Below are 25054 nucleotides of genomic sequence, written 5' to 3'. Positions count from 1 at the left end.
TTTTCTACTTACAGCTGTGTGCTTCCTGGTCGTAGGTATCGCCTACACCCAGCAGCGCCACGTCAAAAATCAAAATGGCATCCGGCGGGATAGCGCCCGGGTAGCCTTGTGGTCCGTAGGCCAGCGCAGAGGGGATGTAGAATGTTGCCGAATCGCCAATGCCCAGCATCGGAATGCTGATTCTCCAACCCGGAATAACCTGGCCAAGCGAGAAGGCGATCTTTTCATTCTTATCGAAAATATGCTCATCCTTCAGGAATTTACCTTCGTATTTCACTTCCACGCAGCTGGCAGCCGTAGGTTTTTTACCACCGGCGTTGTTGTGGATCACGTAGCGAATACCGCTGGTATCAGTCTTCACGTCGGCGATCTTTTTCTCGGCGATGTATTTGTCAATCGCGCTTTCGTCTTTGCTTTTTTGCTTGCCTTTGCGCTTCTCATACAGCTTGGCCTGGAATTCGTTGAACTTCTGCATGTCGAGAATTTCAATCACGCGCAGGTTGCACGTAATGGTGACGGTAGAGTCAACTTCCGGTGTGAGGGGCCGACCCAGTACGTCCTTGAAGAATTCTTTGGCCGGCTTGCTGATCGTGATGCTGTCATTGTCCGACAGCTGGCGGAACATTTGCATCATGCCGATTTCGGTCTTCAGCGCCGAAGTGTCCTGAATACGGATCACGCCGGGGAAGCCATTTTCATAGGTATCGATCCAAACGGAATCTTTGGAATCTTTCATAACGTATTCAAATACCAGCAACTGGTCCTGCTTCGGCACAATGCCGTCGCCAGCTTCTACTACTTGGTACTTAAAGCCATTGGGAGTTTCTTTTGTTTCAGCGTTTTTGCATGCCGCTACACCGAGTAACAGCAATCCCATCAGCACGTTCGCGAGTTTGGTCATCTTCATGATTAGACAAGAGTTTAGAGTATAAAGTTGGAATTAGGTAACACTTTTTTAGGGTTAAGGCTCATCCGCCGTGAGCTCGTCTTTGTAGGTGGGCAGCAGTTCCAGGAATTTCTGCAACGTCTGGTCCAGTGTCAGATTGGTCTGGCCGCCGGCGGCATTGCGGTGACCTCCCCCTTCAAAATGTTTACGCGCCAGGTCGTTTACGGAAAAACTTCCGAGCGACCGGAACGACAGCTTAATATTATCCCGCCGGTCCGAGATCATCACGGAAAGCCGGACGCCTTTAATGGACAACCCATAATTCACCAGGCCTTCCGTGTCGCCGGTCTGCGAGGCGAATTTCTTCAGGTCTTCGGCCGACAGGGCCATGTAGGCCGTTCTGTATTCGGGCAGCACTTGCAGCTTTTCACTCAGCACGTAGCCCATCAGCCGGAGGCGCTCCAACGAGTTGGTGTCGTAGATCTGCTTGGAGACCTTGGCCGGTTCTGCCCCCAGGCCCACCAGCTCGCCCGCGATCTGAAATACTTTATGCGTGGTATTCGGATGGCGAAATCCCCCGGTGTCGGTCATAATGCCGGCGTACAGGCAGCTCGCAATATTGGGGTCGATCAGCGATTTGTCCCCCAGCTGCTCGATCAGCTGATACACCAGCTCGGCAGTCGATGCCGCGGTTTCGTCCCACTGCTCGAAGTCGGCAAACTTTTCGGGCTCGAGGTGGTGATCGATCAGCACCTTGCGGGCCGTCGAAACTTTCACCATTTCGCCCAGGTCGTGAATGCGGTTGAGGCTGGAGAAATCGAGGCAGAAGATGATGTCGGCAGCCTCTATCACCTGGCGCGCCTTCTGCGGCCGGTCCTTCTGGAAAACGAGCACCTCGCTGTTTCCCGGCATCCAGGCGATAAAATCGGGATAATCGCTGGGCGTGATCACCTGCACGGTGTGGCCTTTTTTCTTCAGATAGCCGGCCAACCCCAACGACGAGCCAAGCGCGTCGGCATCGGGCTTAAAATGCGTGAGAATAACCACTTTCCGTGGCTGATCCATATAATCCTTAAAGGCCTGGATGTTTTGCATGGTCAGGGTTATAGCAGGGCGCAAAAATGAGTATTTTTTTTAACAGTGCACAGACCACCTTTTTTTCTATTTTTGCCGCCGCTTGCCGGACGCCGTTTAAAACATTATCCGGCCGCGATCCATAAACCAAACGAAATAACAATAACAAAAATGGCTACAAACAGAACTTTTACAATGCTGAAGCCCGATGCCGTCGGTGCGGGCAATACCGGAGCGATCATTAAACGGATCGAAGAAGCAGGCTTTAAGATCATCGCACTGAAGAAAACTCAACTTTCTGCTGCGTTGGCGGGCCAGTTCTATGCCATCCACAAAGAACGCTCTTTCTACAACGAGCTTTGCGCGTATATGTCGTCTGGCACCATCGTGCCGATGATCCTCGAGAAAGACAACGCCGTAGAAGACTTCCGCAATCTGATCGGCGCAACCGACCCGAAGAAAGCAGCTCCCGGCACCATCCGTGCCGACTTCGCCAAGTCTATCGAGGCGAACGCCATCCACGGCTCTGACAGCGACGAAAATGCAGCCAACGAAGGAAACTTTTTCTTCTCGGCATTCGAGCAATTCTAATTCTTAGAAGATACACAGCAATAAAAAAGGCTCCTTGCGGGAGCCTTTTTTATTGCTGTGCCAGTGCGACAGCCTATTTCTTTTGCCGCAGCTTGCTGTGGTGCTTGCTGTAGCCAAAGTATACCACCAACCCAACAACCATCCACGCAAACGCTACCGTCAGCGTCTGGCTGTCTAGTGCTACGATCATGCCCAGACAGATGAGCGCGCCCAGGATCGGCACCAGCGGGAAGTAAGGATTCGACAACGGCGACTTAAACGGCCGCTCGACGTTAGGCGATTTAAACCGCAGAATCCATACGCCGATGCTCACCAGCACAAACGCAAACAGGGTACCGAAGCTGGTCAGGTCACCCGCTACGTGCCCAGGCACAAAACCTGAGAACAAACCAACGAACACAAAAAGAATCCAGTTGGCTTTATAAGGAGTTTTGAATTTAGGATGCAGGTCGCTGAAGATGGGAGGAATAAGACCATCTTTGCTCATGGTATAAAATACCCGGCTCTGGCCCATTAACATCACAAGAATAACCGATGAGAAACCCGCCAGGATGGCGACCGTCACGGCAGTAGCCAACCAGCCATAACCGGCCATATAGGTACTGATCGCATAGGCAACAGACGCTTCACGGCCTTTCTCCGGATCGACAAAGTCCTGCCAGTTCGCCACACCGGTCAATACGTGACCAAACAATATATAGAGTATTGTACATACCAGCAGCGAGCCGAGAATACCGATCGGCATGTCGCGCTTCGGATTCTTTGCCTCTTGAGCAGCGGTAGACACAGCATCAAAACCAATGAACGCAAAGAATACAATGGCCGCACCGCCCAGTACACCGCCCCAGCCGTGCTTAAATACACCGGAGTAGTCGGCAATAACTTTACCAGCCTGGTCTACCACGGGGGGAGTACCTTCGGGAATAAGATAAGGCGTATGGTTTGCAGGATTGATGAACTGCCATCCGATAGCGATGAACAGCAATACAATAGCAACCTTGATAAATACGATAATGGCGTTAAATATAGCAGACTCTTGCGTGCCTTTGATCAGCAGCATGGTCAACGCCACCAAAATAATAAGGGCCGGAAAATTGACGAGGCCCTGGTGTAACACACCGGCCGAATCGGTATAGCTTTCAAATGGTGAGTGGCACCATTCATACGGTATGCCTCCCCCCAAAAGCTTATTGAGGTATTCACTCCAGGCAATACTAACGGTAGCCGCCCCCAGGGCATATTCCATGATCAGGGCCCATCCAATGATCCAGGCAGTAAGCTCGCCCATCGTCACATAACTATAGGCATAGGCGCTCCCGGCAACCGGGATCATCGAGGCAAATTCGGCGTAGCATAATCCTGCAAAGGCACAACCCACCGCGGCAACGATAAACGAAAGAGTAACGGCCGGACCAGCAGCCTGACCGGCAGCAGCCGCTGTACGCACAAAAAGACCCGCGCCGATAATAGCGCCAATGCCCAACGCAACAAGATTTCCAGCGCCCAACGTTCGCTTTAATCCTTTCTCTCCCTCGTCGGCCTGTGAAAGCAGCTGCTCCAACGGCTTCTTAATAAACAAACTCATTATAGTGTTATAGGTTTAAGGTTAGGGGATAATTAACTATACGTTATCCGTTAAATACTTATCAGCCTTAAAAGTAATAATAATAATGAACTTGGCTAACGAGCAGTAGCATCGATCGACAAAATTAATGACCGACGGTATGCGGGGCCTGTATTAAATCTACAGGCCCGGTAGAGGTGTCCGCGTTACTGTTAACGCGAAGAAGACGTGGAGTCCGCAGGCTTTTCAATCGTTTCTTTCGATGAAGGCTCCTGCGTATCGGTGTGTGTTGTATGCAATTCCGGCGGCACGGTGTCGCCGATGTGCTCGCCAAAGAAACGGCGCTGAAAGAGCAGGATGACAACTACGCCGACAAAAATGGAAGAATCGGCGATATTAAATACGGGGCTAAAGAATAAGAAATACTCCCCGCCGACGACCGGCACCCACTTCGGCCACGTCAAATCAAACAAGGGGAAGAACAGCATGTCGATTACCTGCCCGTGAAACCACGGTGTAGGCGAATCGACCGGATGGTTATTAAACCACACACCGTAAAAGGTGCTGTCGATAACATTGCCCACAGCGCCCCCCAGGATCAATGCCATACACCACAGAAAACCAGTGTGGGCATGTCGTTGCGCCATCTTCCACAAATAATACGCTATACCGCCCATAGCCAGGATACGAAACACCGTCAACGCCAGCTTGCCAAACTCATTGTTCCAGCGTATACCAAATGCCATACCCGGGTTCAATAAGTAATGTAGCTTAAAGCCAAAACGCTCGCCACCCAGTATGGTGATCTCTTCGTGCAGATCCATGTGATGATGCACGAGCAATTTAGAAGCCTGGTCGATCAGGATGACAACGACGGCGAGAATAAAGTATTTATATATTTTCATGGGCTTCAAGCCTTTTTCCAGGTTACTTCTTTAAGCTGATTTTGACAGTAAGAGTAAAGTCGTCCATATCCACCTCGGTGGCTTCCACCAATGCCTCGCGGAAATCCAACGTGAGGGCTTGTGTTTCCGTGCTGATATACTCTTTGAAGTCCGTCAGCGCCGCCGTAACAGCGTCGTCGGGCTTGCCGACTTCAATCGCAATCTTATCCAGCACTTCCAGACCCATATCTTTACGCAGGTTCTGCACGCGGTTTACAAAGTCGCGGGCAATGCCCTCGCGGCGTAGTGGCTCCGTCAACGTAATATCCAACGCTACCGTCACGGCCCCTTCGGTCGCGACCGACCAGCCCGGTATATCTTCGGATGAGATCAATACATCATCCAACGCCAGATCAAATCCACCTTTCGCAAGCGCACCTTGTTTCTCCAGGGTACGAATATCGTCCGCGGTAAGTGTCGCGATCACCGCCGCTACTTCCTTCATCTTCGGTCCATACTGCTTACCAAGCTTAGGCAAATTAGGCTTCACCTTCTTCACCAACACGCCCGAGGTATCGTCCATATAGTCGATGCTCTTCACGTTCACCTCGGCCAGGATGATCTCCTCCACCGTTTTGATGCGTGTAGCGAAAGCGGTATCAAGCACGGGCAACAGAATGCGCTGCAACGGGGTTCGTACCTTGATGCGTGCGTTCTTACGGATGGAGTGTACTAACGAGCAGATCTGCTGCGCATACGCCATCGACTTCTCCAGCTCGGCGTCGGTGCGATGGGCTTCGGCTTGTACCAGGTCTGTCAGGTGTACGGACAGGTGACGCAGCGGTGTACCGTTGGTAACAGCTACCTCGCGGATGTTGTCCGTCAGGTTGCGGTATAACCATTCGCTAAAGAACGGCGCGATCGGCGACATCAGCTGTGCCGTTACCAGCAAGCATTCGTACAACGTTTCATACGCCGCCTTTTTATCTTCGCTCATCTCGCCTTTCCAGAAACGCTTGCGGTTCAACCGCACGTACCAGTTAGAGAGATGATCGTTTACAAAATCCTGAATGGCGCGCGCGGCGCGCGTAGGCTCGTACTCTTCGTAGGCCTTTGTCACTTCGATGATCAGCGACTGCAGTTTGGAGATGATCCAGCGGTCCAGTGACGTCAGTTTTTCGTATGGTACCACATTCGACTCGTCTTTTACAAAGCCGTCGATGTTGGCATACAAAGCAAAGAACGAATATGTGTTTTGCAGCGTACCGAAGAAACGGCGCTGTACTTCTCCAATGCCTTCGAAGTCAAATTTGAGGTTGTCCCACGGCGGTGCGTTCTCGATCATATACCAGCGCACAATGTCGGCGCCGTACTTGCTCAACGTCTCGAACGGGTTCACCACGTTACCCTTGCTCTTCGACATTTTGTTGCCATTCTTGTCGAGTACCAGGCCGTTGGAGATAACGTTCTTAAATGCCACGCCTCCATTACCGGTCTTTTTATTGACCGCCTGCACTTCCGGACTACTATCCTGGATCATCGCCGCAATAGCGTGCAAGGTGAAGAACCAACCACGCGTCTGGTCCACACCTTCGGCAATGAAATCGGCGGGATAGTTCTTTTCAAAGATCTCCTTGTTCTCGAAGGGATAATGCCATTGCGCATAGGGCATGGCGCCCGAGTCAAACCACACATCGATCAGGTCGGGCTCGCGGTACATCGGTTGGCCGCTGGCGCTAACCAACACCACATCGTCTACATAGGGACGGTGCAGGTCGAAGTCCGGCGACAACGGCGCCGCCATGTGCCCGGCTGTAACAGCCCTGGCTACTTCATTATTCAGCTCTTCCAACGAACCGATACAAATCTCTTCCTTACCATCTTTGCTGCGCCAGATCGGCAGCGGCGTGCCCCAATAGCGCGAACGCGACAGGTTCCAGTCTACCAGGTTCTCCAACCAGTTGCCAAAGCGGCCCGTACCAGTCGACTCCGGTTTCCAGTTGATGGTTTTGTTCAGCGCCACCATTTTGTCTTTCAGGGCCGTGGTGCGGATAAACCACGAGTCCAGCGGATAATACAATACGGGCTTGTCCGTGCGCCAGCAGTGCGGATAGGTGTGCTCATATTTCTCCACCTTGAAGGCTTTGTTCTCTTCCTTCAAAATGATGGAGATGATCACATCCGTATTCTTGTAGTCCGGGTTCGACTCGTCTTCGTTGGTATAGTTCTTAACGTAAAAGTCAGCAGGGCCCATCGGCTTATGGGTCTTGATGCTATAGCGCGCGACACCGGCCTGCAGTTGCTGACCGATCGCGTCGATAAACTTACCCTTGCGATCTACCGTCGGCACTTCGTTGCCCGCTTCGTCTTTTACTGTAATGGGCGGAATACCTTGTTGTTTGGATACCCGGAAGTCGTCCGCACCGAACGTAGGCGACGCGTGTACCACACCCGTACCGTCTTCGGTTGTCACAAAGTCGCCCGCAATTACTTTAAAGGCTTTGTCAGCATCGTACAGCGGCTGCACGTAGGGCAGCAATTGCTCATAGGCAATGCCCACAAGGTCTTTGCCGGTAAACGCCCGCACAACCTGATAGGGTATTGCTTTGTCGCCGGCTTTATAGGCATCCAACGCCAGGTCCTTATTCTTTTCAGAGAAGTATTTACCCAGCAGGTCTTTTGCCACCACTACACTAACCGGTTTGTGAGTATAGGGGTTATAGGTGTTTACCTGTACATAGTTGATCTTCTCCCCCACCACCAGCGACGTGTTAGAGGGCAGCGTCCACGGCGTGGTCGTCCAGGCCATGATATATACTTTGTCGCCAAACGCATCGGGGAAGAGAAACTCCGACTTCGCGTCACGCTTCACCGTGAACTGCGCCACGATGGATGTATCTTTTACATCTTTATAGCAGCCGGGCAGGTTCAGCTCGTGCGAGCTAAGGCCGGTACCGGCGGCGGGTGAATAGGGCTGAATGGTGTAGCCCTTGTAAAGCAGTTTCTTGTTGTAGAACTGCTTGAGCAACCACCACAGCGACTCGATGTATTCTTTCTCGTACGTGATGTAGGGATTCTCGAGGTCGACCCAGTAACCCATTTTCAGGGTCAGGTCGTCCCACTGGTCTTTGTACATCATGACCGTCTCGCGGCACTTGCGGTTGTACTCTTCGATCGAGATCTTCCGGCCGATGTCGTCTTTGGTAATGCCCAGCTGTTTCTCCACCTGCAGCTCTACCGGCAGGCCGTGTGTGTCCCAGCCGCCCTTGCGTTTTACCTGGAAACCCTGAAGGGTTTTGTAACGGCAGAAGATGTCTTTCACCGTGCGAGCCATGACGTGGTGAATGCCGGGAGTGCCGTTTGCAGAAGGCGGGCCTTCGTAGAAGGTAAACGACGGTGCCCCTTCACGATTAGTCACAGATTTCTCGAAAATCCCTTCCTTTTTCCAAAATTCAAGGGTTTCAGCAGCGATCTGTGCAAAATTCAATTCTTTTAGGTCATTATATCTGGCGGCCATTTCGAGGTACGATCTTACGCGTTAATGGGTACTACTTCGATTAAGACCGCAAAGATATTTGTTATTTACGATTTCCGAGACATGGAACAGCGCACCTCACCAAATTTCCTATGGGTTCAGCACCCCGCTGTCAGCATCTTCTTTTGCTCACTCGGCAGCCGAGTGCCGGTTGTGAATCTGAATCTTATCCAGGTCGATCTCTTCATCCTCCGACTCACCATAAAAACTTGCATCAAAATCGTCGATCGGCAGGTGCTCGCCTTTCTTCTTTTTGGGTCTGTCGAACGTCAGGATCAACGCCGGTAGCAGAATCAGGTTCGTGAACATCGAGATAATCAGCGTCACGGATGTTAACAGGCCCAGCGCAATCGTACCGCCAAAGGACGAGAATGTGAAAATGATAAAGCCCGCAAACAGCACGATAGAAGTATACATGATGCTCTTACCGGTCTCGAGAATAGCATCTGTCACGGCCACCGGAATAAAGAAGTTGTTGGCCAGGATCTCCTGCCGGTACTTCGCCAGGAAACGAATGGAGTTATCGACGGAGATACCAAACGTAATGCTGAAGATCAGCGCCGTGCTGGCCTTGAGCGGAATATTGAAATAACCCATCAACCCCGCCGTGATCATCAACGCCAGCAAGTTGGGCACCAGCGAAATCACAATCATCCGCACATTGGCAAACATAATTGCCATCGACAGCGTGATGAGAATAAACGCCAGCAACAAGCTCTCGCGCAGGTTGTCGACAAGGAATTTGTTGCCTTTTATAAAGATCTTGGTCGAGCCGGTGACTGTTGCGACCACCGAGTCTTTTTCTGTCGAGACAAAGATCGAGCGCATGCGCGGTTCGATCACATCGTGCACCAGCGAGTCCATGCGAATGGACCCCACGTCGGCAATTTGACTCGACATCCGCACCCTGGTAAAGGTAGAGTCTACGAACGATTTGAATAGACCCTTGCCCTCGCCACTACCTTCCCCGCCCGCGCTCGGGTCGACCTGGCCCTTCATATAGCGCAGAATAAATGCGCCCTCGCTCTTCGACGGCAGCGCGTAGCGATCGGGGTTGCCATTGTAGAAGGCTTGTTTGGAAGCTTTGATCAGGCTTAATACCGACACCGGCCGCGACACTTCCGGCAGCGAGTCGAGGAAATTTTCAAACTCTTCCAGTTTCTGCAGGTTCTTCACATCCAGCACCGGGCGGCGTTTCTTCGTCTTAAATTCCACGACGATCTCCAGCGGCATGACGCCGGTGAAGTTGGCTTCAAAGAAGTGCAGATCTTTTTTTATCTGGCTTTCTTCCGGAATGTCGTCTACCATGTACGACACCGAGCGCAGCTGCATCATGCCATACGCCGAGAAGATGGCCAGCGCCATCGACACCATATAAACCAGCGGACGACGACGATGTACCACCGCGTCGACACCTTTCAGGAAGTCGCCCATGATGCGGAAGTTGAGGTGGCGCAAGTGTTTCTCCGACGGCGTCGGCAGCCACGAAAACACACTGGGAATCATCACGAGGCTGACCAGAAACAATACCATGATGTTGATCCCCGCCACAATACCGAACTCGCGCAGGATAAGGATATCCGTCGACAGCAGCGTCAGGAAGCCAATCGCTACGGTAAGGTTGGTGAGGAACGTAGCCAGGCCCATCTTCTGTACCACGGTGGCAATCGCCTCGAGCTTGTTGTTGGTCTTGACGAACTCCAGATGGTATTTATTCAATAAATAGATTGCATTGGTAATCCCGATCGTCACAATCACCGGCGGAATAAGGCCACTCAGCAGCGTGATCTTAAAGCCGAACAACGACAGTGTACCCAGTGTCCACACCACGACGATACCAATAATGATCATCGAGAAGAGTACAGCGCGGAACGAACGGAAGAACAGGAACATAATCAGGCCGGTAACAATGGCTGAGGCGTAGAGAAAGAAGGCCATTTCGCGCTTCACCTCGTTGGCTACCAGCGTGCGGATAAAGGGCAAGCCGGCATAATGCAGTTCAATGCCGGTGTTATCAACAAAGCGTTTGCCAGCATCTTGCAGTGACTGTGCCAGGGCCTCCCGCCTGGAAGAGTTCATCACTTCTTTCTGTACCCACACCAACATCATCGCGGCACCATTGCTTGTATTGACAATGCGGTCCATGTACACCTTTTGATTGTAGGCTACCGCCAGGGCGGTGTCAAGGTCGGCCTGGCTGGAAAGTTTTTCGGGAAATACCGGCAGCAGGGTAAACCGTTGCGCCGCCGTATCTTTCACGATCATTTTCATGACCGGCAGGCTCAACACCTCGTTCACACCTTCAATCTTTTTGATGTCGGCGGAAAGCGTGCGGAAGGCCTCAAAGTTTTTCAGCTTGTAGACGTTGCTGTCTTTTACGCCTACGGCAATCATGTTGCCGTCCTCACCGAACTGCTCCTTGAATTTGTTAAGGTAGATCATGTCGGGGTCCGACAGTGGCACCGTGCGGGCAAAGTCGTAGCTCATTTGCACGCGTGATGCGTAATACCCCATGACCACGGTTAGCAAACCGATGACGATAATCAAGGGCAACCTGTATTGAATGATAAACCGGGCGATCCTATTCCACATAGCTGTTTATATCAGTAATCCGAGGGGCCAAAGCTAAGAATTTTGGCCGGAAGTCGGCACACCCCCCGTACGTCCGTTCGCGCCGCTCATAACGTGCTATTTACCAGCCCCCCAGCCGTACAACTGTGGACTTTTTTTTACTATTTTTGAAGACCAAATAACTTTTACAAGCTATGGCGAAATCACAAGATGCTCGGAAAGAAGAGAAGAAAAAACCGGTTAAGACCCTGAAGGAAAAACGTGCTGAAAAGCGCGACAAGAAGTCTAAGTAATAAACGGCTTTCCAATCTTCAAAAGGCTTCAGCGTTCAGGGAACGCTGAAGCCTTTTTTGTTGCACGGATTAGAAGGAGATGCCCTTGATGCGACGGTAGAGCGACAACGCATGCCGATCCGTCAACCCCGACACAAAGTCGATGACCAGCCGCAGCATATTGTACACATTTTTCTCCGTGCGTATAGCCGCCTCGATCTCCGCCGGAAATAGCTTCTGCAAATTCTCATATTTGCGCGACTTCCGCCGTTCCATCAGGTACATTCCGGCTTTCGTGAACTCTTCCAGCAGCCCCGGCAACACTTCGTGCCCGGCCGCTTCGATCTCCACCACCTTGCGCGCGCGGTAGATCTTTTCTTGTGATACTTTAATAATTTGCTCAAGCGCCTGCCACGAGGGGCATTTATCGGCCAGGGCCACATCAAAGTTGCCTTGCAAAATTTCCTGCTCATGATCCAGGAACAGCGTGGCGCATTCGCCCATCAGGTCGCCAATCGCCAGGGCGCGCAGATAGCCGATCTTTTCCTGTTGGCCATTGATCTCGTCGAGCTTGCCAATCTTGGATTTACCCTTTGTCAACACGTTTTCAAAAAGCTGGCGTGCTTCTTCGTAGCCTACCAGCCCCAGGCTGCACCCGTCTTCCAGGTCTATTATACTATAACAAATATCGTCCGCAGCCTCCACCAGGAAAGCCAGTGGGTGGCGATTCCAGCTGATGTCGCTCGTCGTCGCAAGCCCCAGCTGCCCGGCTACGTCCGTAAAGATGTCTTTCTCCGATTGGAAGAACCCGAATTTCTTCTGGCTCCGTTGGTTCTTGTCGCGGTTGGGAAAAAGCGCGGGGCAAGGGTATTTCGTAAAGGCACCCAGCGTGGCGTAGGTCAGCTTCAGCCCATATTGATTTTTATTGAGGATGCGAAAGCCCTGCGCATTGCCTTCGAACTTGATGAGGTCGCACCACTCCGCTTCCGACACATGCACTTTAAATTGCTGGCCCTGTTCGTGGCAAAGGAAAAAGTCAGAGATGGCATCTTCGCCGGCGTGGCCAAAAGGCGGATTGCCCAAGTCGTGGGCCAGCGATGCTGCCGCCACAATGCTGCCGAGGTCAAAGAGTGAAAATTCTGGGGCGAGCTCGGGGTGGCGCTTTAACAGCTCCTCTCCCACACGCTTACCGAGTGAGCGCCCCACGCTCGACACTTCCAGCGAGTGCGTCAGGCGAGTGTGTACAAAGTCGTATTCAGGCAGCGGATGCACCTGGGTTTTGTCTTGCAGCCGCCGGAAGGGTTGCGAGAAAATAATCCGGTCGTAATCTTGCTCAAAGGCGCTGCGCGATTGTTCCGACGCCACCACCCGGGTTTGCCCGGCTCGTTGCGGCGAAAAAAGCTGCTTCCACTCCATAGATCTGGGTAAAATTTGCTGCAAGATTAATCGTTTTCTGCCGTCAGCACAAAATCCAGCTGGCTTTAGACGCTGCTCTCTGGCGCAAAAAGTACCCCGGAGCACAAAAAAAGCGCCCGGGAGAGTGCCCAGGCGCCTGTTGATTATCTTCCTGTTAAACGTGATTAGATCTTCCGCAGCAAGTTGTTGATCGAGCAGGCGTCGACCAGCTTCGCCTTCAATTCGGCAATCTTCACACGCTCTTGTTTCATCGTGTCGCGATCACGGATGGTGACGGTGTCGTCTTCCAACGTTTGGTGATCGACCGTAACACAATACGGTGTGCCGATCGCATCCTGTCTTCTGTAACGTTTACCAATGGCGTCTTTTTCTTCGTAAAAGCAGCGCAGGTCGTATTTCAGGTCGTTCATGATTGCCTCTGCCTTTTCGGGCAGGCCGTCTTTCTTCATCAGCGGCAGAATAGCCACCTTGTGCGGCGCCAGCGGTGCGGGTATACGCAGCACAACACGCTCGCTGCCGTCTTCCAGCTTCTCCTCCACATACGATTTGGAGAGTACCGACAGGAACATCCGGTCAAGCCCCACCGACGTCTCTACCACGTAGGGGATATAGTTTTGGTTATCTTCGGTATCGAAGTATTGCAGCTTCTTACCGGAATGCTTTTCGTGTGCTTTCAGATCGAAGTCGGTACGCGAGTGTATACCTTCCAGCTCGCGAAAGCCCATCGGGAAGTTGAACTGAATGTCGCACGCCGCGTTGGCATAGTGCGCCAGGTTGAGATGGTCGTGGTAGCGATAGTTCTCGCTGCCCAGGCCCAGGGTCTGGTGCCACTTCATCCGCTTGTCTTTCCAGTACTCGTACCACTTCATCTCTTCGCCCGGCTTCACAAAGAATTGCATCTCCATTTGCTCAAACTCGCGCATACGGAAAATGAATTGGCGCGCGACGATCTCGTTGCGGAAGGCTTTACCGATCTGCGCAATACCAAAGGGGATCTTCATCCGGCCGGTCTTCTGCACGTTCAGAAAGTTCACAAAGATGCCCTGGGCCGTTTCAGGACGCAGGTAAATCTTATTGGCATCATCGGCCAGCGAGCCGATCTCAGTCGAGAACATCAGGTTAAACTGGCGCACGTCCGTCCAGTTCTTTGTGCCGGAGATAGGGTCGGCAATTTCCAGGTCGTCGATCAGTTGCTTCATGGCAGCCATGTCGCCATTGCCCATGGCGTCTTTCAGCCGGGCGTTGATGTCATCAATTTTTTTCTGATATTCTACCACGCGGGCGTTTGTGGTCACAAACATGGCCCGGTCAAAATTCTCAAAGCGTTTGGCGGCCTTTTCAACTTCCTTCTCAATCTTCTCCTCCAGCTTCTCGATCACACCTTCAATCAGTTGGTCCGCGCGGTAACGTTTCTTCGAGTCGCGGTTGTCTACCATCGGGTCGTTAAAGGCATCTACGTGGCCAGACGCCTTCCAGGTGGTGGGATGCATAAAGATGGCGGCGTCAATGCCCACGATGTTGTCGTGCAGTAGCGTCATGAACTTCCACCAATATTCCTTGATATTGTTTTTCAGCTCGGCACCATTTTGACCATAGTCGTATACGGCGCTAAGCCCGTCATAAATTTCACTGGATGGAAAAACAAACCCATACTCCTTGGCATGGGCAATCACATTCTTGAAAAGGTTGTCTTCATTCGCCATAGCGGGCAAAGATAATATTAGTCCACAGTCTGCGGCGTACAGGCTGTGGGAATTTGTTAAACGCCCGGTCTGAAAAAGGAATCCTTTCGGTCGTTAGGAGCCGGTTTTCCCGAAAAAGGTAAGCGGCGGTTAACGCTTCGGCAACTTTACGGTAAAGATCGACCCCTTGCCCGGTGCCGATTCCAGATGTATGGAACCCGACAGTTTGACAAGCGCCTCCTTTACAATATACAAGCCGAGGCCCGAGCCTTTGGATTGCTCGTTGCCACGATAGAACATGTCGTAAATACGGCTGTGATACTCCGGTGCGATGCCCTGCCCGTTATCTTCCACGCGCAGGTAAAACACCTTGCCGTTCATCTGGTGCTGCAGCCTGATAAACCGCTCGGCCTTGGCCAGGTCGTGGTACCGTATAGCATTGGAAATCAGGTTGCCCATGATCACACGCAAGCGGTTCTTGTCCGACTCCACGAAGGCATCCTGGGGAATCTCCACGTGGAAGTTAATGCGCTCCGCCTCGGGCGCGAACTTCAGGCTGTCCCAGATCTCGTGGGCCATCTCCGACAGGTTAATCTTCTCGCGCACAATCTCCAGGCGGTTGTTGCGGGAGTAATCGGTAATATCCCGAATAAATTTATCCAGCGAATGGACCCGTTCCTTCATCATGGACAGGTACCGTTTGACATCCTGTAGGTTTTCCGTGCGGTCGGCAATGTTGATCAACCCCAGCACGGAGCTGAGCGGCGCACGCAGGTCGTGCGAGGTGCTGTATACAAAGCGGTCCAGCTCGGAGTTGGTCTTGGTCAGCATCTCGTTGCTTTGCACCAACTGAATGGCGTTATAATGATTCAGGCTGATCAGCAGGTAGACACCCATGGTCGTGGCGGGCAAGGCGACAGTAAAATTCACCACCACATGAAAGAGCAGCATTTCTTCGGTGTAGTCACGCTTCGGCATAATGCTGAAATCGATGAAATACGCCAGCGCAAAAAGTATATAGGTGAACACCGCAAATAAAATCGACACCAGGCGCTCCTTGTAGTTAAACACCGCAAAAGCGGCGACGGCCACTACAATAAAAAACATAAACGCCCCGGTATTGGGCGATTCGCTGGCGGCAAATAGGTATACCGTAATATTGATGGTGGGCAGCATGAAGTAGTTTGCCAGCCCATGGTCGCCCTGGCGATGTATAAAGACGGAGAGTGCGAGGAAAAAAATTGCCGTGGCAAACACCGGGATCGATACGTAATTACCCGACGAAAAGTCGAACAACATATACACCAGGCATAACAAGATACCGATCAACGCGAAGTGCCCCGACAGCATGACCTGTTTGTACTCCCCCCACGACTCAATGTATCGGTCTTCCCCAATGATGATGTTCCGTACTCTCTTCTTCAGCGACATACCCACAGTAATATTTGCCTCTGGGCAAAAGTAGGCGGATGGCGCGGGGTAGATTTTAGATTTCTCGGGTGGCTGGTAGCCATGCAAGTTTTTTAGTGGAAATTCACAGTTTGGGAAAATTGCACCTCAACAAAGCAATCAAGATAAAATGGACAACCTATAGTTATTCAGGGATAATGCGGGCGCTTATCCGGTCGACTGGAGGATGACCCTGAGGCAGCCCACCACACACGGGTTGCACACCGACCGTACTTTCTACCGGCATATAGCTCGTTTCCTGGTATCAAAAGCACTATTTCAATAAAAATGCACAACCCTATACGATGGTTGCGAAGATTGCGTGGTCCCGTGTCGTTATGAAACCCTCCCAGCCCCCGAAGAGATATCATTTGTTAACCCGCTACCCACGTCCCCTTGCCCAAGCGCCTACTTTTTATATACCTTCACCGATTACCAAACCTATTTACGTGTATGAGACGGTATTTACCTCTACTGGCCATCATTTTATGGGGCGCCTGTTCCAATCCGCAACAAGACGTCCAAAAGTTCATCGATCAGTATACCAAGACCTATGTGGAACGGTATACCGCGTCCTCCCAGGCAGCCTGGCAAACCAATATCGAGATTAAAGAAGGCGATACGGTCAATGCCTATAACTCGCGCGTAGCCGATGAAGCCCTTGCCTCCTTCACCGGCAGCGTAGAAAACATCGGGCAGGCGCAGAAATTCCTGGCGCAGAAAGACAAGCTCACCCCCCTGCAAATCCGCCAGCTGGAGATAATACTGTATAAAGCCGGCAGCGACCCGCAAACCGTAAGCGGCGTGGTGAAAGAAAAAATCCGCGCCTCGGTAGCCCAAACTGAAAAGCTCTTTGGATTTGCGTATACCCTGGACGGTAAATCCGTGTCGACCAACGACATCGACAACATTCTCAAGACCGAAAGCAACGAACAAAAACGCCTGGCCGCCTGGAACGCCAGCAAAGAAGTGGGCAAAGTATTAAAGCCCGGCCTGGTAAACCTGCGCCGGCTGCGCAACGAAACCGTGCAGGCCCTGAAGTATCCCGACTTCTTTTCGTACCAGGTATCGGACTATGGCCTTTCCACACCCGACATGATGGAGCTCATGAAGCGCCTCAACCAGGAACTGCGCCCGCTGTTCCGCGAACTGCATACCTACGCCCGCTATACCCTGGCCAAAAAGTACGGCGCCACAGAAATACCCGACTACCTGCCGGCACACTGGCTACCCAACCGCTGGGGCCAGGACTGGAGCGCCATGCTCGATGTTAAAGGGCTGAACGTCGACAGCGTGCTGGCGACAAAAACACCGCAGTGGATTGTCCAGGAAGGCGAAGCATTCTATAAGAGCCTGGGCTTCGATGCCTTACCGGCGTCGTTCTGGGAAAAGTCCAGCTTATACCCCTATCCATCCGACTCGGTGGTAAAGAAAAATAACCACGCATCTGCCTGGCACATCGATCTGAACAACGACCTGCGCAGCCTCATGAGCATCGAGACCAACGCCGAGTGGTTTGAAACATCCAACCACGAGCTGGGCCACATCTATTATTATCAAAGTTATACTACTCCCGAAATACCGCCGCTATTGCGCGAAGGTGCTAACCGCGCTTTTCACGAAGCCATCGGCAGCATGATGGGCATGGCCGCCATGCAAAAGCCTTACCTCATCGGCCGCGGATTGATCGCTCCGGGCACCAGGACCGACTCCATTCAGATCCTGTTAAAAGAGGCACTCAACTTTGCCGTCTTCATTCCATTTGCCGCTGGCACCATGAGTGAATTTGAAAAGGCGCTGTACGCCGACAACCTACCCGAAAGCGAGTTCAACAAAAAGTGGTGGGAGCTGACAAAACAATATCAAGGCATTGTACCACCTTCCGAACGCGAAGAAACATACTGCGACGCCGCCACCAAGACACACATCAACGACGATGCCGCACAATATTATGACTATGCGTTGTCGTATGTCATCTTGTTCCAGCTGCACCAACACATTGCCGAAAAGATCCTGCACCAGGATGCCCGCGCCACCAATTACTTTGGCAACCAATCGACCGGTGAGTTCTTAAAGAAGATCATGGCTTCCGGCGCCTCTAAAAACTGGCGCGACGTACTGAAAGAAGCCACCGGCGAAGACATGAACGCAACGGCCATGGTACGCTACTTCGAGCCGCTCATGCAATGGCTCAAGACCGAAAACCAGGGGCGAAAGTATACGTTGCCCGAGCAACTATAGCCGACTAAGTATGATACCGATCGACGATATGCTGACTCACGATCTTATACACCTCCGCCAACGACGGGTCGGTCTGTAAAAAGATCATATGGTTGTCTAAGATCTCAAAGTCACCGCGCTTAGCCGGCCCCGTCTGCGCATTCTCGGGACCGATGCTTAAGCTCTTATTGATAGTCTCGGCAATGAGCGGCTTCAGCCAATCAAAGCTGAGACTATTATCTTTCATAACCTCCTGCGCCAGCAGCAGCATATGGTTGGTGAAGTTCGACGCAAACACTGCCGCCACATGCAAAGCCTTCCGGTCATGAGACGTAATCTTCACCCCATCGCGACCCAGCGCCCTGGCCATCTTTTGCAATACCTTTTCGGTCTCCTTGTTATCGCTTTCTATAAAGAGCGGTATGTCGGCAAAATCTACCTTCTTGGATTTGGAGAAAGTCTGCAGGGGATAAAACACACCGATATTTGGCGTGGCCGCAAAGCCCAACACGCTCAAGGGCCTGCTGCCGGACGTATGCACCAGGATAGCATCGGCCGGCAGGATAATCTCTTGCACAACGTCTTCTATAACATCGTCGGTCACCGCCAGGATAAAGATGCGCGATGTGCTGGTAGAAAAGTCCAGCGACGCCTTCACCTGGCCCTCGTATAGCTTTTCCACCAGGGCGGCGGCGTGGGCCGGGTTCCGGCTATATACCTCGCGGACGGCAAAGTCCGTGTTGTCCAGGGCCGGCGCCAGATGCCACGCCAGGTTGCCCGAACCGATGATCGATACCTGCATACTTGTTACGTTTCGATTGTAAAAATGCCCTTTTTCCGGGAAAAACCGCATCCGATTACCAGAACCATCGGCGGGTAAATAAAAAGACAAAATTATCCTTTATTCCTCAACCCGTTGTATCTTTGTCCCGTTCAACGTCATACCAACCACCAAACGGCATGTTCTCAAAGGCTTGTGAATACGGCATACGCGCGATGATCTACATCGCCCAGCAATCGCGGCAGGGTGAGCGTGTCGGGTTGAAAGACATCGCGCAAGGCATTGATTCGCCCGAGGCGTTTATGGCCAAAATATTACAAGCGCTAAGCCGGCAAGGTTTGGTGCAATCAGTCAAAGGTCCCAATGGCGGCTTTTATATGGACGCCCGGGGCCTGAAAGTAACGCTGGCCGAAGTTGTACTGGCAATCGACGGTGATCAACTTTTTAATGGTTGTGGCCTCGGCCTGCCGGAGTGTAATGAGAAAAAGCCCTGCCCCATACACGATGAGTTTAAGCTCATCCGCAATAAGATCAGATCACTTTTAGAAACTACCCAGGTGGGCGAGTTCAATGAGCTCCTGGAAAAAGGAGTTTTACACCTGAAGCGCGTCTAAAAAAATTTACTCTAATAAAGGACAAAAATGTCTTAATATATACGGTTATGAAACCTGCTCGATCGCTTCTTACCTACACTCTCTTGCTCACGGCTCCCGCGTTGCCACGGGCAGGCTACGCACAGCCTGTGGCAGAACAAAGTGCCCCTTTGTTAGCGCAGCCCGGTATTCTCATTACGCTGGTGCTGATTCTTATTCCCTTGTTGGCTGCATTCATCTTTATGGTGTTGCAGGTACGCAGAACGTTGCTCCGTCTGCAGTGGCAAAAGCAACCCACCACGCAAGCCGATCAGCTTGAATACCTCGAAGGTGAGGCCATCGATGCCACTCGCTTACAGTACAAACCCGCCGCGGCATATCACCTGAGCGGCCGCGAGCTGGCAGGCACCTACGCCCCGGACGACAGCCGCGGTGTCATTCAACAGGCCAGCAATAACCACGCTATACCCTTTGTAGCCGAAAAGAAAAAAGCACAGGCAAGGCCGGCTGTTGACCCGATGCTGACGCGTCTCATTTTGTGGTATCTGGGCACGGCTACGTTCTGGCTGGTGGTAGGGACCACCGTGGGCGAATACCTGGGGATCAAATTCGTATCGCCTGATGTGGATACCACGTCGTGGCTGAGCTTCGGGCGTCTGCGCCCTGTACATACCAACGCCGTGTTCTGGGGTTGGTCATCCCTCGCGATGCTCGGTCTGGGATACTATGTCGTGCCCAAGGTTAGTAATACAACGATCGCAAGCTTACGCCAGGGCTGGCAGACCCTGATTCTCATCAATGCCGCGGTCGTGCTCGGCAGTCTTTGCCTGATGAGCGGCATCAACAACGCCGGTGGCGAATACCGCGAATATGTCTGGCCGGTGATGGCGCTCTTCGGCGTGGGACTAATCATTACCCTCATCAACTTCCTGCGTACCGTAGCACGGCGTACCACCACCGAAATATATATTTCTAACTGGTACATCATCTCGTCCATCATCTTTGTATTGGTGATCACCGTCATTGCCTATTGGCCTACGTGGCAAAACGGCCTGGGCGAGACAATCGTGCAAGGGTACTATATGCACCAGGGGGTAGGCATGTGGTTCATGCTCTTCAACCTGGGCCTCGTGTATTACTTCCTGCCGCAACAGCTGAACAAGCCGATATATTCCTATAGTCTCGGCATCCTGGCTTTCTGGGCACAGATCCTCTTCTATACCCTTATCGGCACGCACCATTTTGTGTTCAGCTCCATACCCTGGTGGTTGCAAACGGTGGCTATTGTGGGAAGCATGGGCATGTTGATACCAGTCATTGCCGGCACGACCAACTTCTTCATGACCTTAAAAGGCGGCTGGAACAAGATTGGCAGCAGCTATACGCTACCGTTCTATGTAACGGGCATCATCTTTTACTTCACCGGCTCCTTTCAGGGAACAGCCGAGGCCTTCCGGTTTACCAACTTGCTGTGGCACTTTACAGATTTCACCGTGGCACACTCGCACTTGACCATGTATGGCATCATCGCCTTCTTGCTGTGGGCCAGCATCTATGCCCTGGTGCCGCGTCTCACAGGCCACGAGCCGCCGCAGTGGCTGGTGGGCGCTCACTTCTGGCTGGCGTTCCTGGGGCTGATGTTTTATACCATTCCGCTCATGATCGGCGGTACGCTGCGCGGCCTGATGTGGATGGACGGTAAACCCTTCATCGAAAGTGTCGTGCTCATGGCTCCTTACTGGCTGTGGCGCGCCATCGGCGGCTCGCTGATGTGGCTGTCGCACTTGCTCTTTGCCTATAATTTTTATCGCATGGTGGTGGGTGCCCGCGTGGCCCACCGGGCGGCAGCGCCTGTACGCGAAGTCCTGGCTTAATCTTCTGACCGATATGAATCTCTTTCGTAATCATACATACTTATATACCACCGCCTTCCTGTTCTTTGTAGGCTTGTCGCTTGTCATCGCCATACTCCCGGCGCTGTATAACCAGGAGAACAACGCGCCGCTGCCCGGCACCGAGCCATTGAGCGAAGACGCGCTCGCCGGCAAGCATGTCTTTATTGCCAACGGCTGTGTGGCCTGTCACTCGCAACAAGTGCGCAACGTCGCCATGGACAACGTCTGGGGCCCACGTCCGAACGTGGCCGCCGACTATGCCCACAACACGCGCATGCACTGGTGGATGAACACCGCTACCCTCATGGGCACCGAGCGCACCGGCCCCGACCTGACCAACATCGGCGCCCGGCTGCCCAGTATTGACTGGCACTTGTTGCACCTGTACAATCCGCGCGCGGTGGTAGAAGAATCTGTCATGCCCGCTTACGCGTGGATGTTCGAAATCAAAGAACATGTAGAAGAAGGCGACAAGGTGGTAAACGTACCGACTGAATTTCTGCGCGGCCAGCAAGGCACGGTAGTGGCCACACGCGAAGCCCTGCAACTGGTTGCCTACTTGCAAGCGCTGCAACAAGCGCCGCTGCCCGATGGCACCGCAACACCGGCTTTCCTGTATAAATCACAAGCACCGGCGCAAGCCGCGGCCAATACATCCACCGAGATCGCGCCAACCGAGGCGGCATTGGATGGTGCCGCGATCTATGCCGCCAACTGCCAGGCCTGCCATCAGGCCAGCGGCACCGGACTCAAAGGTGCATTCCCGCCGCTGAAGGGAAGCGCCATTGTCCAAAACGACAATCCGGAAATATTGATCGACATTATCCTGCATGGGTATAACGCCCGCGAAGAATACGGTGAGATGCCGGCCATCGGCACGATCAACCATCTCGGGCCCGAAGAGATCACGGCCATCATCAACCACGAGCGCACCAGCTGGGGTAACAAGGCACGCGAAGTGTCGGTGGCCGAAGTCAAAGACATCATCGCGATGCTGGAATCAAAAAAGAATAATCCATAAGAACATGAAGAGAATCATCATAACCTTGCTGGCAGTAGCACTGTATCGTGCCTCTTTCGCCTGCGATGTGTGTAAGAAACAACAACCCAAAGTGCTGCGCGGCATTACGCATGGCGCGGGTCCGCAAAGCAACTGGGACTACGTCATTGTCATCACGATCGCCATCGTGGTACTGATTACACTCTTTTACTCCATCAAGTGGCTGATCAGACCCGGCGAGAAACGGGCAGACCATATCAAGCATAGCATTTTTACACAGGAATCTGTATGAGCGAAAAAAGCAAAGTGCGCCTCTTCCTGGACGACGAGACGGTTCCCCTGGGCGACTTTTATACGCCCATCCACTTTGAGCTCGATACGCGCCGACTCATAGACGGCGAACACGTGCTCAAGATTGTAGGGCAGGATCCGTCCGGCAAGGAAGGTCTCCGTACCATACCATTCACCGTTCGCAACGGCCCGGCCATTAGCATCGAGGGTCTGAAGCCACACGACGTTGTAGATGGTGTGCTGCCCCTCATGATCAATGCCTACGGCAAAGGCGACCAGCACAAGTTCCTTATCGAAGGAAGCGAAACACCCCGCAGTGCGCCGGCGTGGATCTGGGCTGCCATTATACTATTTGCCGGCTGGGCCGCCTATTATTTTATCACATCACTACAAGTTGCGTTATGACAACCACCAGAAAGAAAGACATTGAGAATATCGACGACATCAAATATCTCGTCGACACCTTTTATGATAAAGTACGGGTTGACTCGTTGTTGGGACCAGTTTTCCTTGCGCGTATACACGACTGGCAACCACACCTCGAGATCATGTACCGCTTTTGGAATGCAGCGCTGTTTGGCGTGCGTGGGTATGTAGGAAATCCTTTTGCCAGGCACGCTGCACTTCCTTTAGAGGCCGAACACTTCGAACAATGGATTAACTTATTCTACGCCACCATCGACGACCGGTTCGAAGGACTGATTGCCGATGAAGCCAAACGCCGCGCCATGATCATGGCACATACCTTTTATGGCCGCATCCATGCCGGCAAAGAGAAAGCCCTGCACGATCTGCCCGCCATCCGCAAAGCACCATGAGAAAAGAAATAGCATACGGTAAGATTGCCATTCCATTTATCTGGGCGGGCTGTGTCGGGGCCATTAGCTTCCTGGAAGCCTGGCTTAAATTCACAGCGCCCGGCGTCACGCTGACGACCGGACTCAGCATTGGCAAAGTAGTATTTGCCGCGTTAAATAAAGTAGAGTTGACGTTTGCCGTGCTGCTCGCCTTTACCTGGCTTTTTAAACGAAAGGTAGACTGGGGCACCGAGGTGTTTTACCTCGTGGTGCTGGCCATCCTGATAGTACAGAGCGTTTGGCTCCTACCGTTGTTATCATCGCACATTGACATATACCTCGCGGGTAAACTACCGCCGCCTTCCAACGCGCATATCAACTTTGTTGTGCTGGAGGCCGTCAAGCTCATTTCACTTTTATTATACGGATTTAAATTATTAGCTACATGGAAACTCTAACAACCCTCACCCTGGGTGAGATCGTCAAAAAACAATACCGCGCTGCCGAAGTATTTGAAAAATTCGGATTGGACTTTTGCTGCATGGGCAGCCAAACGCTGGCAGAGGCCTGCAGCGCCAGCCAACGCGACCCCGCCGAAGTGACCGCAGCCCTGCAGGCGCTGGAAGCCGAAGGCAGCGACGGCGTAAACTTCGACACCTGGCCCCTCGACCTGCTCGCCGACTATATTTACCAACGTCACCACCACTATGTAGAAGAGAAAACACCCATCATTCAGGGCTACCTCGACAAGATCTGCGCCGTACACGGCAACCGTCATCCCGAGCTGCACGAGATTCGTCGCATCTTTCAAGAAACATCCGGCGCACTGGCCGTGCACATGAAAAAAGAGGAGCTGATGTTGTTCCCCTATATCAAGCGCCTGGCCAAAGCCCGCGAAAGCCACGAGCCTGTCAGTTCGCCGATCTTTGGCAGCATCAGCAATCCCATCCATGCTATGAAGGACGACCACCTCGACGAAGGACAACAACTTCAGAAAATGGCCGCGCTCAGCAACGACTACACGCCGCCCGCCGATGCCTGCTCTACCTATACCGTTACGTATAAAATGCTAAAGGACTACGAAAAGGACATGCACTTGCACATTCACTTGGAAAACAACATTCTGTTCGCGAAAGCCGTTCAACTTGAAGAAGCCCTGAACGAGCCAGGCGCTGCCTGATTCACCACGATGCCAACACGTCAAACCGATATAGCCGTAACCGTAGTGTACGAAGAACGTGAACACGTTCTTCGTACCTATACACATGAATACCGCAGCTTGATGGCGTTGATCTACGACAAACTCTACATGGTAAACTTCGGCGACTGCAAAGGCATTGGTCGTTGCGGCACCTGCCACGTACGCTTACCGGAATATGCCGAAGAGACATTACTGGTGCGCTCGGGCAATGAGCCCAATACCTTGGGTAAAATAACGGGCGTATTACCTACCAGCCGGTTGTCATGTCATATACCGATCGACGAACGCCTCCACGGACTGCGGGTAGAAATTATGCAGGACGAAGAACCCGGGCTATATTGATATTCCTCCT

The 25054-nt window shown here is 52.4% G+C and carries 21 protein-coding genes; 11 read left to right on the top strand and 10 right to left on the bottom strand.

Features of this window, described 5'->3' with window-relative positions; genetic code table 11:
- Positions 1-4: 4 nt before the first annotated feature.
- Entirely contained in the window at positions 5-907 is a 903-nt protein-coding gene (locus KK062_RS16110) for an FKBP-type peptidyl-prolyl cis-trans isomerase (RefSeq protein WP_254085351.1), read from the bottom strand.
- Between the two features lie 54 nt (positions 908-961).
- Positions 962-1981, bottom strand: a complete 1020-nt coding sequence (locus tag KK062_RS16105; RefSeq protein WP_254085350.1) for a DHH family phosphoesterase — start codon at positions 1979-1981, stop codon at positions 962-964.
- Between the two features lie 150 nt (positions 1982-2131).
- On the opposite strand from KK062_RS16105, the gene ndk reads away from it, so the two are divergent.
- The gene (gene ndk, locus KK062_RS16100; RefSeq protein ID WP_254085349.1) at positions 2132-2551 is read left to right on the top strand and encodes a nucleoside-diphosphate kinase; all 420 of its coding nucleotides are present in this window, start codon (positions 2132-2134) and stop codon (positions 2549-2551) included.
- A 73-nt stretch (positions 2552-2624) separates the two neighbouring features.
- On the opposite strand, the gene KK062_RS16095 is transcribed toward ndk, so the two are convergent.
- The 7 genes from KK062_RS16095 to KK062_RS16065 all read right to left on the bottom strand — a co-directional run bounded on the left by KK062_RS16095 (position 2625) and on the right by KK062_RS16065 (position 15906).
- Positions 2625-4136, bottom strand: coding sequence for an APC family permease (locus KK062_RS16095; protein WP_254085348.1), 1512 nt, complete (start codon positions 4134-4136; stop codon positions 2625-2627).
- 191 nt (positions 4137-4327) lie between these two features.
- Positions 4328-5020 carry a lipoprotein signal peptidase gene (locus KK062_RS16090; protein ID WP_254085347.1) on the bottom strand — a complete coding sequence of 231 codons (693 nt, stop codon included), beginning with the start codon at positions 5018-5020 and terminating at the stop codon, positions 4328-4330.
- Positions 5021-5042: 22 nt separating this feature from the next.
- A complete protein-coding gene (ileS, locus tag KK062_RS16085; protein ID WP_254085346.1) occupies positions 5043-8516 on the bottom strand; it encodes an isoleucine--tRNA ligase in 3474 nt (1157 codons plus the stop codon).
- 147 nt (positions 8517-8663) lie between these two features.
- Entirely contained in the window at positions 8664-11126 is a 2463-nt protein-coding gene (locus KK062_RS16080) for an efflux RND transporter permease subunit (RefSeq protein ID WP_254085345.1), read from the bottom strand.
- A gap of 341 nt (positions 11127-11467) precedes the next feature.
- Entirely contained in the window at positions 11468-12793 is a 1326-nt protein-coding gene (locus tag KK062_RS16075) for a deoxyguanosinetriphosphate triphosphohydrolase (RefSeq protein WP_254085344.1), read from the bottom strand.
- A 164-nt stretch (positions 12794-12957) separates the two neighbouring features.
- Positions 12958-14496, bottom strand: coding sequence for a glycine--tRNA ligase (locus KK062_RS16070; RefSeq protein ID WP_254085343.1), 1539 nt, complete (start codon positions 14494-14496; stop codon positions 12958-12960).
- A gap of 129 nt (positions 14497-14625) precedes the next feature.
- Complete coding sequence (locus KK062_RS16065) at positions 14626-15906, bottom strand: sensor histidine kinase (protein WP_254085342.1); 1281 nt, start codon at positions 15904-15906, stop codon at positions 14626-14628.
- 471 nt (positions 15907-16377) lie between these two features.
- Here KK062_RS16065 and KK062_RS16060 point away from each other — a divergent pair, with 471 nt between their 5' ends.
- A complete protein-coding gene (locus KK062_RS16060; RefSeq protein ID WP_254085341.1) occupies positions 16378-18165 on the top strand; it encodes a M2 family metallopeptidase in 1788 nt (595 codons plus the stop codon).
- 4 nt (positions 18166-18169) lie between these two features.
- Here the strand turns inward: KK062_RS16060 and KK062_RS16055 are convergent, their stop codons facing one another.
- Positions 18170-18946 carry a Rossmann-like and DUF2520 domain-containing protein gene (locus KK062_RS16055; protein WP_254085340.1) on the bottom strand — a complete coding sequence of 259 codons (777 nt, stop codon included), beginning with the start codon at positions 18944-18946 and terminating at the stop codon, positions 18170-18172.
- Between the two features lie 158 nt (positions 18947-19104).
- On the opposite strand from KK062_RS16055, the gene KK062_RS16050 reads away from it, so the two are divergent.
- The 9 genes from KK062_RS16050 to KK062_RS16010 are packed head-to-tail and all read left to right on the top strand — an operon-like array spanning position 19105 to position 25044.
- Entirely contained in the window at positions 19105-19539 is a 435-nt protein-coding gene (locus KK062_RS16050) for an RrF2 family transcriptional regulator (protein WP_254085339.1), read from the top strand.
- A 47-nt stretch (positions 19540-19586) separates the two neighbouring features.
- Positions 19587-21392 carry a cbb3-type cytochrome c oxidase subunit I gene (locus KK062_RS16045; protein ID WP_254085338.1) on the top strand — a complete coding sequence of 602 codons (1806 nt, stop codon included), beginning with the start codon at positions 19587-19589 and terminating at the stop codon, positions 21390-21392.
- A 13-nt stretch (positions 21393-21405) separates the two neighbouring features.
- Entirely contained in the window at positions 21406-22434 is a 1029-nt protein-coding gene (locus tag KK062_RS16040) for a cytochrome c (protein ID WP_254085337.1), read from the top strand.
- A gap of 4 nt (positions 22435-22438) precedes the next feature.
- Positions 22439-22705, top strand: a complete 267-nt coding sequence (locus tag KK062_RS16035; RefSeq protein ID WP_254085336.1) for a hypothetical protein — start codon at positions 22439-22441, stop codon at positions 22703-22705.
- Positions 22702-23109 (top strand): cytochrome C, encoded by a 408-nt coding sequence (locus tag KK062_RS16030; RefSeq protein WP_254085335.1) that lies wholly within the window; start codon positions 22702-22704, stop codon positions 23107-23109. Before KK062_RS16035 ends, KK062_RS16030 begins: the two co-directional genes overlap by 4 nt.
- Positions 23106-23522, top strand: a complete 417-nt coding sequence (locus KK062_RS16025) for a group III truncated hemoglobin (protein WP_254085334.1) — start codon at positions 23106-23108, stop codon at positions 23520-23522. The genes KK062_RS16030 and KK062_RS16025 overlap by 4 nt, the downstream gene beginning before the upstream one ends.
- Positions 23519-23959: a hypothetical protein gene (locus KK062_RS16020; protein WP_254085333.1), complete on the top strand. Its 441-nt coding sequence runs from the start codon at positions 23519-23521 to the stop codon at positions 23957-23959. The genes KK062_RS16025 and KK062_RS16020 overlap by 4 nt, the downstream gene beginning before the upstream one ends.
- Positions 23947-24681, top strand: a complete 735-nt coding sequence (gene ric / locus KK062_RS16015; RefSeq protein ID WP_254085332.1) for an iron-sulfur cluster repair di-iron protein — start codon at positions 23947-23949, stop codon at positions 24679-24681. Before KK062_RS16020 ends, ric begins: the two co-directional genes overlap by 13 nt.
- Before the next feature lie 9 nt (positions 24682-24690).
- Positions 24691-25044, top strand: coding sequence for a 2Fe-2S iron-sulfur cluster-binding family protein (locus KK062_RS16010; protein WP_254085331.1), 354 nt, complete (start codon positions 24691-24693; stop codon positions 25042-25044).
- Positions 25045-25054 lie beyond the last annotated feature (10 nt).

The sequence above is a fragment of the Dawidia cretensis genome (genome assembly GCF_018598175.1).
Classification (GTDB): domain Bacteria; phylum Bacteroidota; class Bacteroidia; order Cytophagales; family Cyclobacteriaceae; genus Ohtaekwangia; species Ohtaekwangia cretensis.
Note: the sequence above shows the minus strand (reverse complement) of the source record. Positions and strands in the feature narration are given on the sequence as shown.

Bases quoted from the DNA above. Each gene is read 5' to 3' on its own strand.
- KK062_RS16080 (WP_254085345.1), bottom strand. From the start codon at position 11,126: ATGTGGAATAGGATCGCCCGGTTTATCATTCAATACAGGTTGCCCTTG.
- KK062_RS16040 (WP_254085337.1), top strand. From the start codon at position 21,406: ATGAATCTCTTTCGTAATCATACATACTTATATACCACCGCCTTCCTG.
- KK062_RS16010 (WP_254085331.1), top strand. From the start codon at position 24,691: ATGCCAACACGTCAAACCGATATAGCCGTAACCGTAGTGTACGAAGAA.
- KK062_RS16030 (WP_254085335.1), top strand. From the start codon at position 22,702: ATGAGCGAAAAAAGCAAAGTGCGCCTCTTCCTGGACGACGAGACGGTT.
- KK062_RS16045 (WP_254085338.1), top strand. From the start codon at position 19,587: ATGAAACCTGCTCGATCGCTTCTTACCTACACTCTCTTGCTCACGGCT.
- KK062_RS16070 (WP_254085343.1), bottom strand. From the start codon at position 14,496: ATGGCGAATGAAGACAACCTTTTCAAGAATGTGATTGCCCATGCCAAG.
- KK062_RS16020 (WP_254085333.1), top strand. From the start codon at position 23,519: ATGAGAAAAGAAATAGCATACGGTAAGATTGCCATTCCATTTATCTGG.
- KK062_RS16055 (WP_254085340.1), bottom strand. From the start codon at position 18,946: ATGCAGGTATCGATCATCGGTTCGGGCAACCTGGCGTGGCATCTGGCG.
- KK062_RS16065 (WP_254085342.1), bottom strand. From the start codon at position 15,906: ATGTCGCTGAAGAAGAGAGTACGGAACATCATCATTGGGGAAGACCGA.
- KK062_RS16050 (WP_254085339.1), top strand. From the start codon at position 19,105: ATGTTCTCAAAGGCTTGTGAATACGGCATACGCGCGATGATCTACATC.
- KK062_RS16025 (WP_254085334.1), top strand. From the start codon at position 23,106: ATGACAACCACCAGAAAGAAAGACATTGAGAATATCGACGACATCAAA.
- ric (WP_254085332.1), top strand. From the start codon at position 23,947: ATGGAAACTCTAACAACCCTCACCCTGGGTGAGATCGTCAAAAAACAA.
- KK062_RS16060 (WP_254085341.1), top strand. From the start codon at position 16,378: ATGAGACGGTATTTACCTCTACTGGCCATCATTTTATGGGGCGCCTGT.
- KK062_RS16110 (WP_254085351.1), bottom strand. From the start codon at position 907: ATGAAGATGACCAAACTCGCGAACGTGCTGATGGGATTGCTGTTACTC.
- ndk (WP_254085349.1), top strand. From the start codon at position 2,132: ATGGCTACAAACAGAACTTTTACAATGCTGAAGCCCGATGCCGTCGGT.
- KK062_RS16095 (WP_254085348.1), bottom strand. From the start codon at position 4,136: ATGAGTTTGTTTATTAAGAAGCCGTTGGAGCAGCTGCTTTCACAGGCC.
- KK062_RS16075 (WP_254085344.1), bottom strand. From the start codon at position 12,793: ATGGAGTGGAAGCAGCTTTTTTCGCCGCAACGAGCCGGGCAAACCCGG.
- KK062_RS16035 (WP_254085336.1), top strand. From the start codon at position 22,439: ATGAAGAGAATCATCATAACCTTGCTGGCAGTAGCACTGTATCGTGCC.
- KK062_RS16105 (WP_254085350.1), bottom strand. From the start codon at position 1,981: ATGCAAAACATCCAGGCCTTTAAGGATTATATGGATCAGCCACGGAAA.
- ileS (WP_254085346.1), bottom strand. From the start codon at position 8,516: ATGGCCGCCAGATATAATGACCTAAAAGAATTGAATTTTGCACAGATC.
- KK062_RS16090 (WP_254085347.1), bottom strand. From the start codon at position 5,020: ATGAAAATATATAAATACTTTATTCTCGCCGTCGTTGTCATCCTGATC.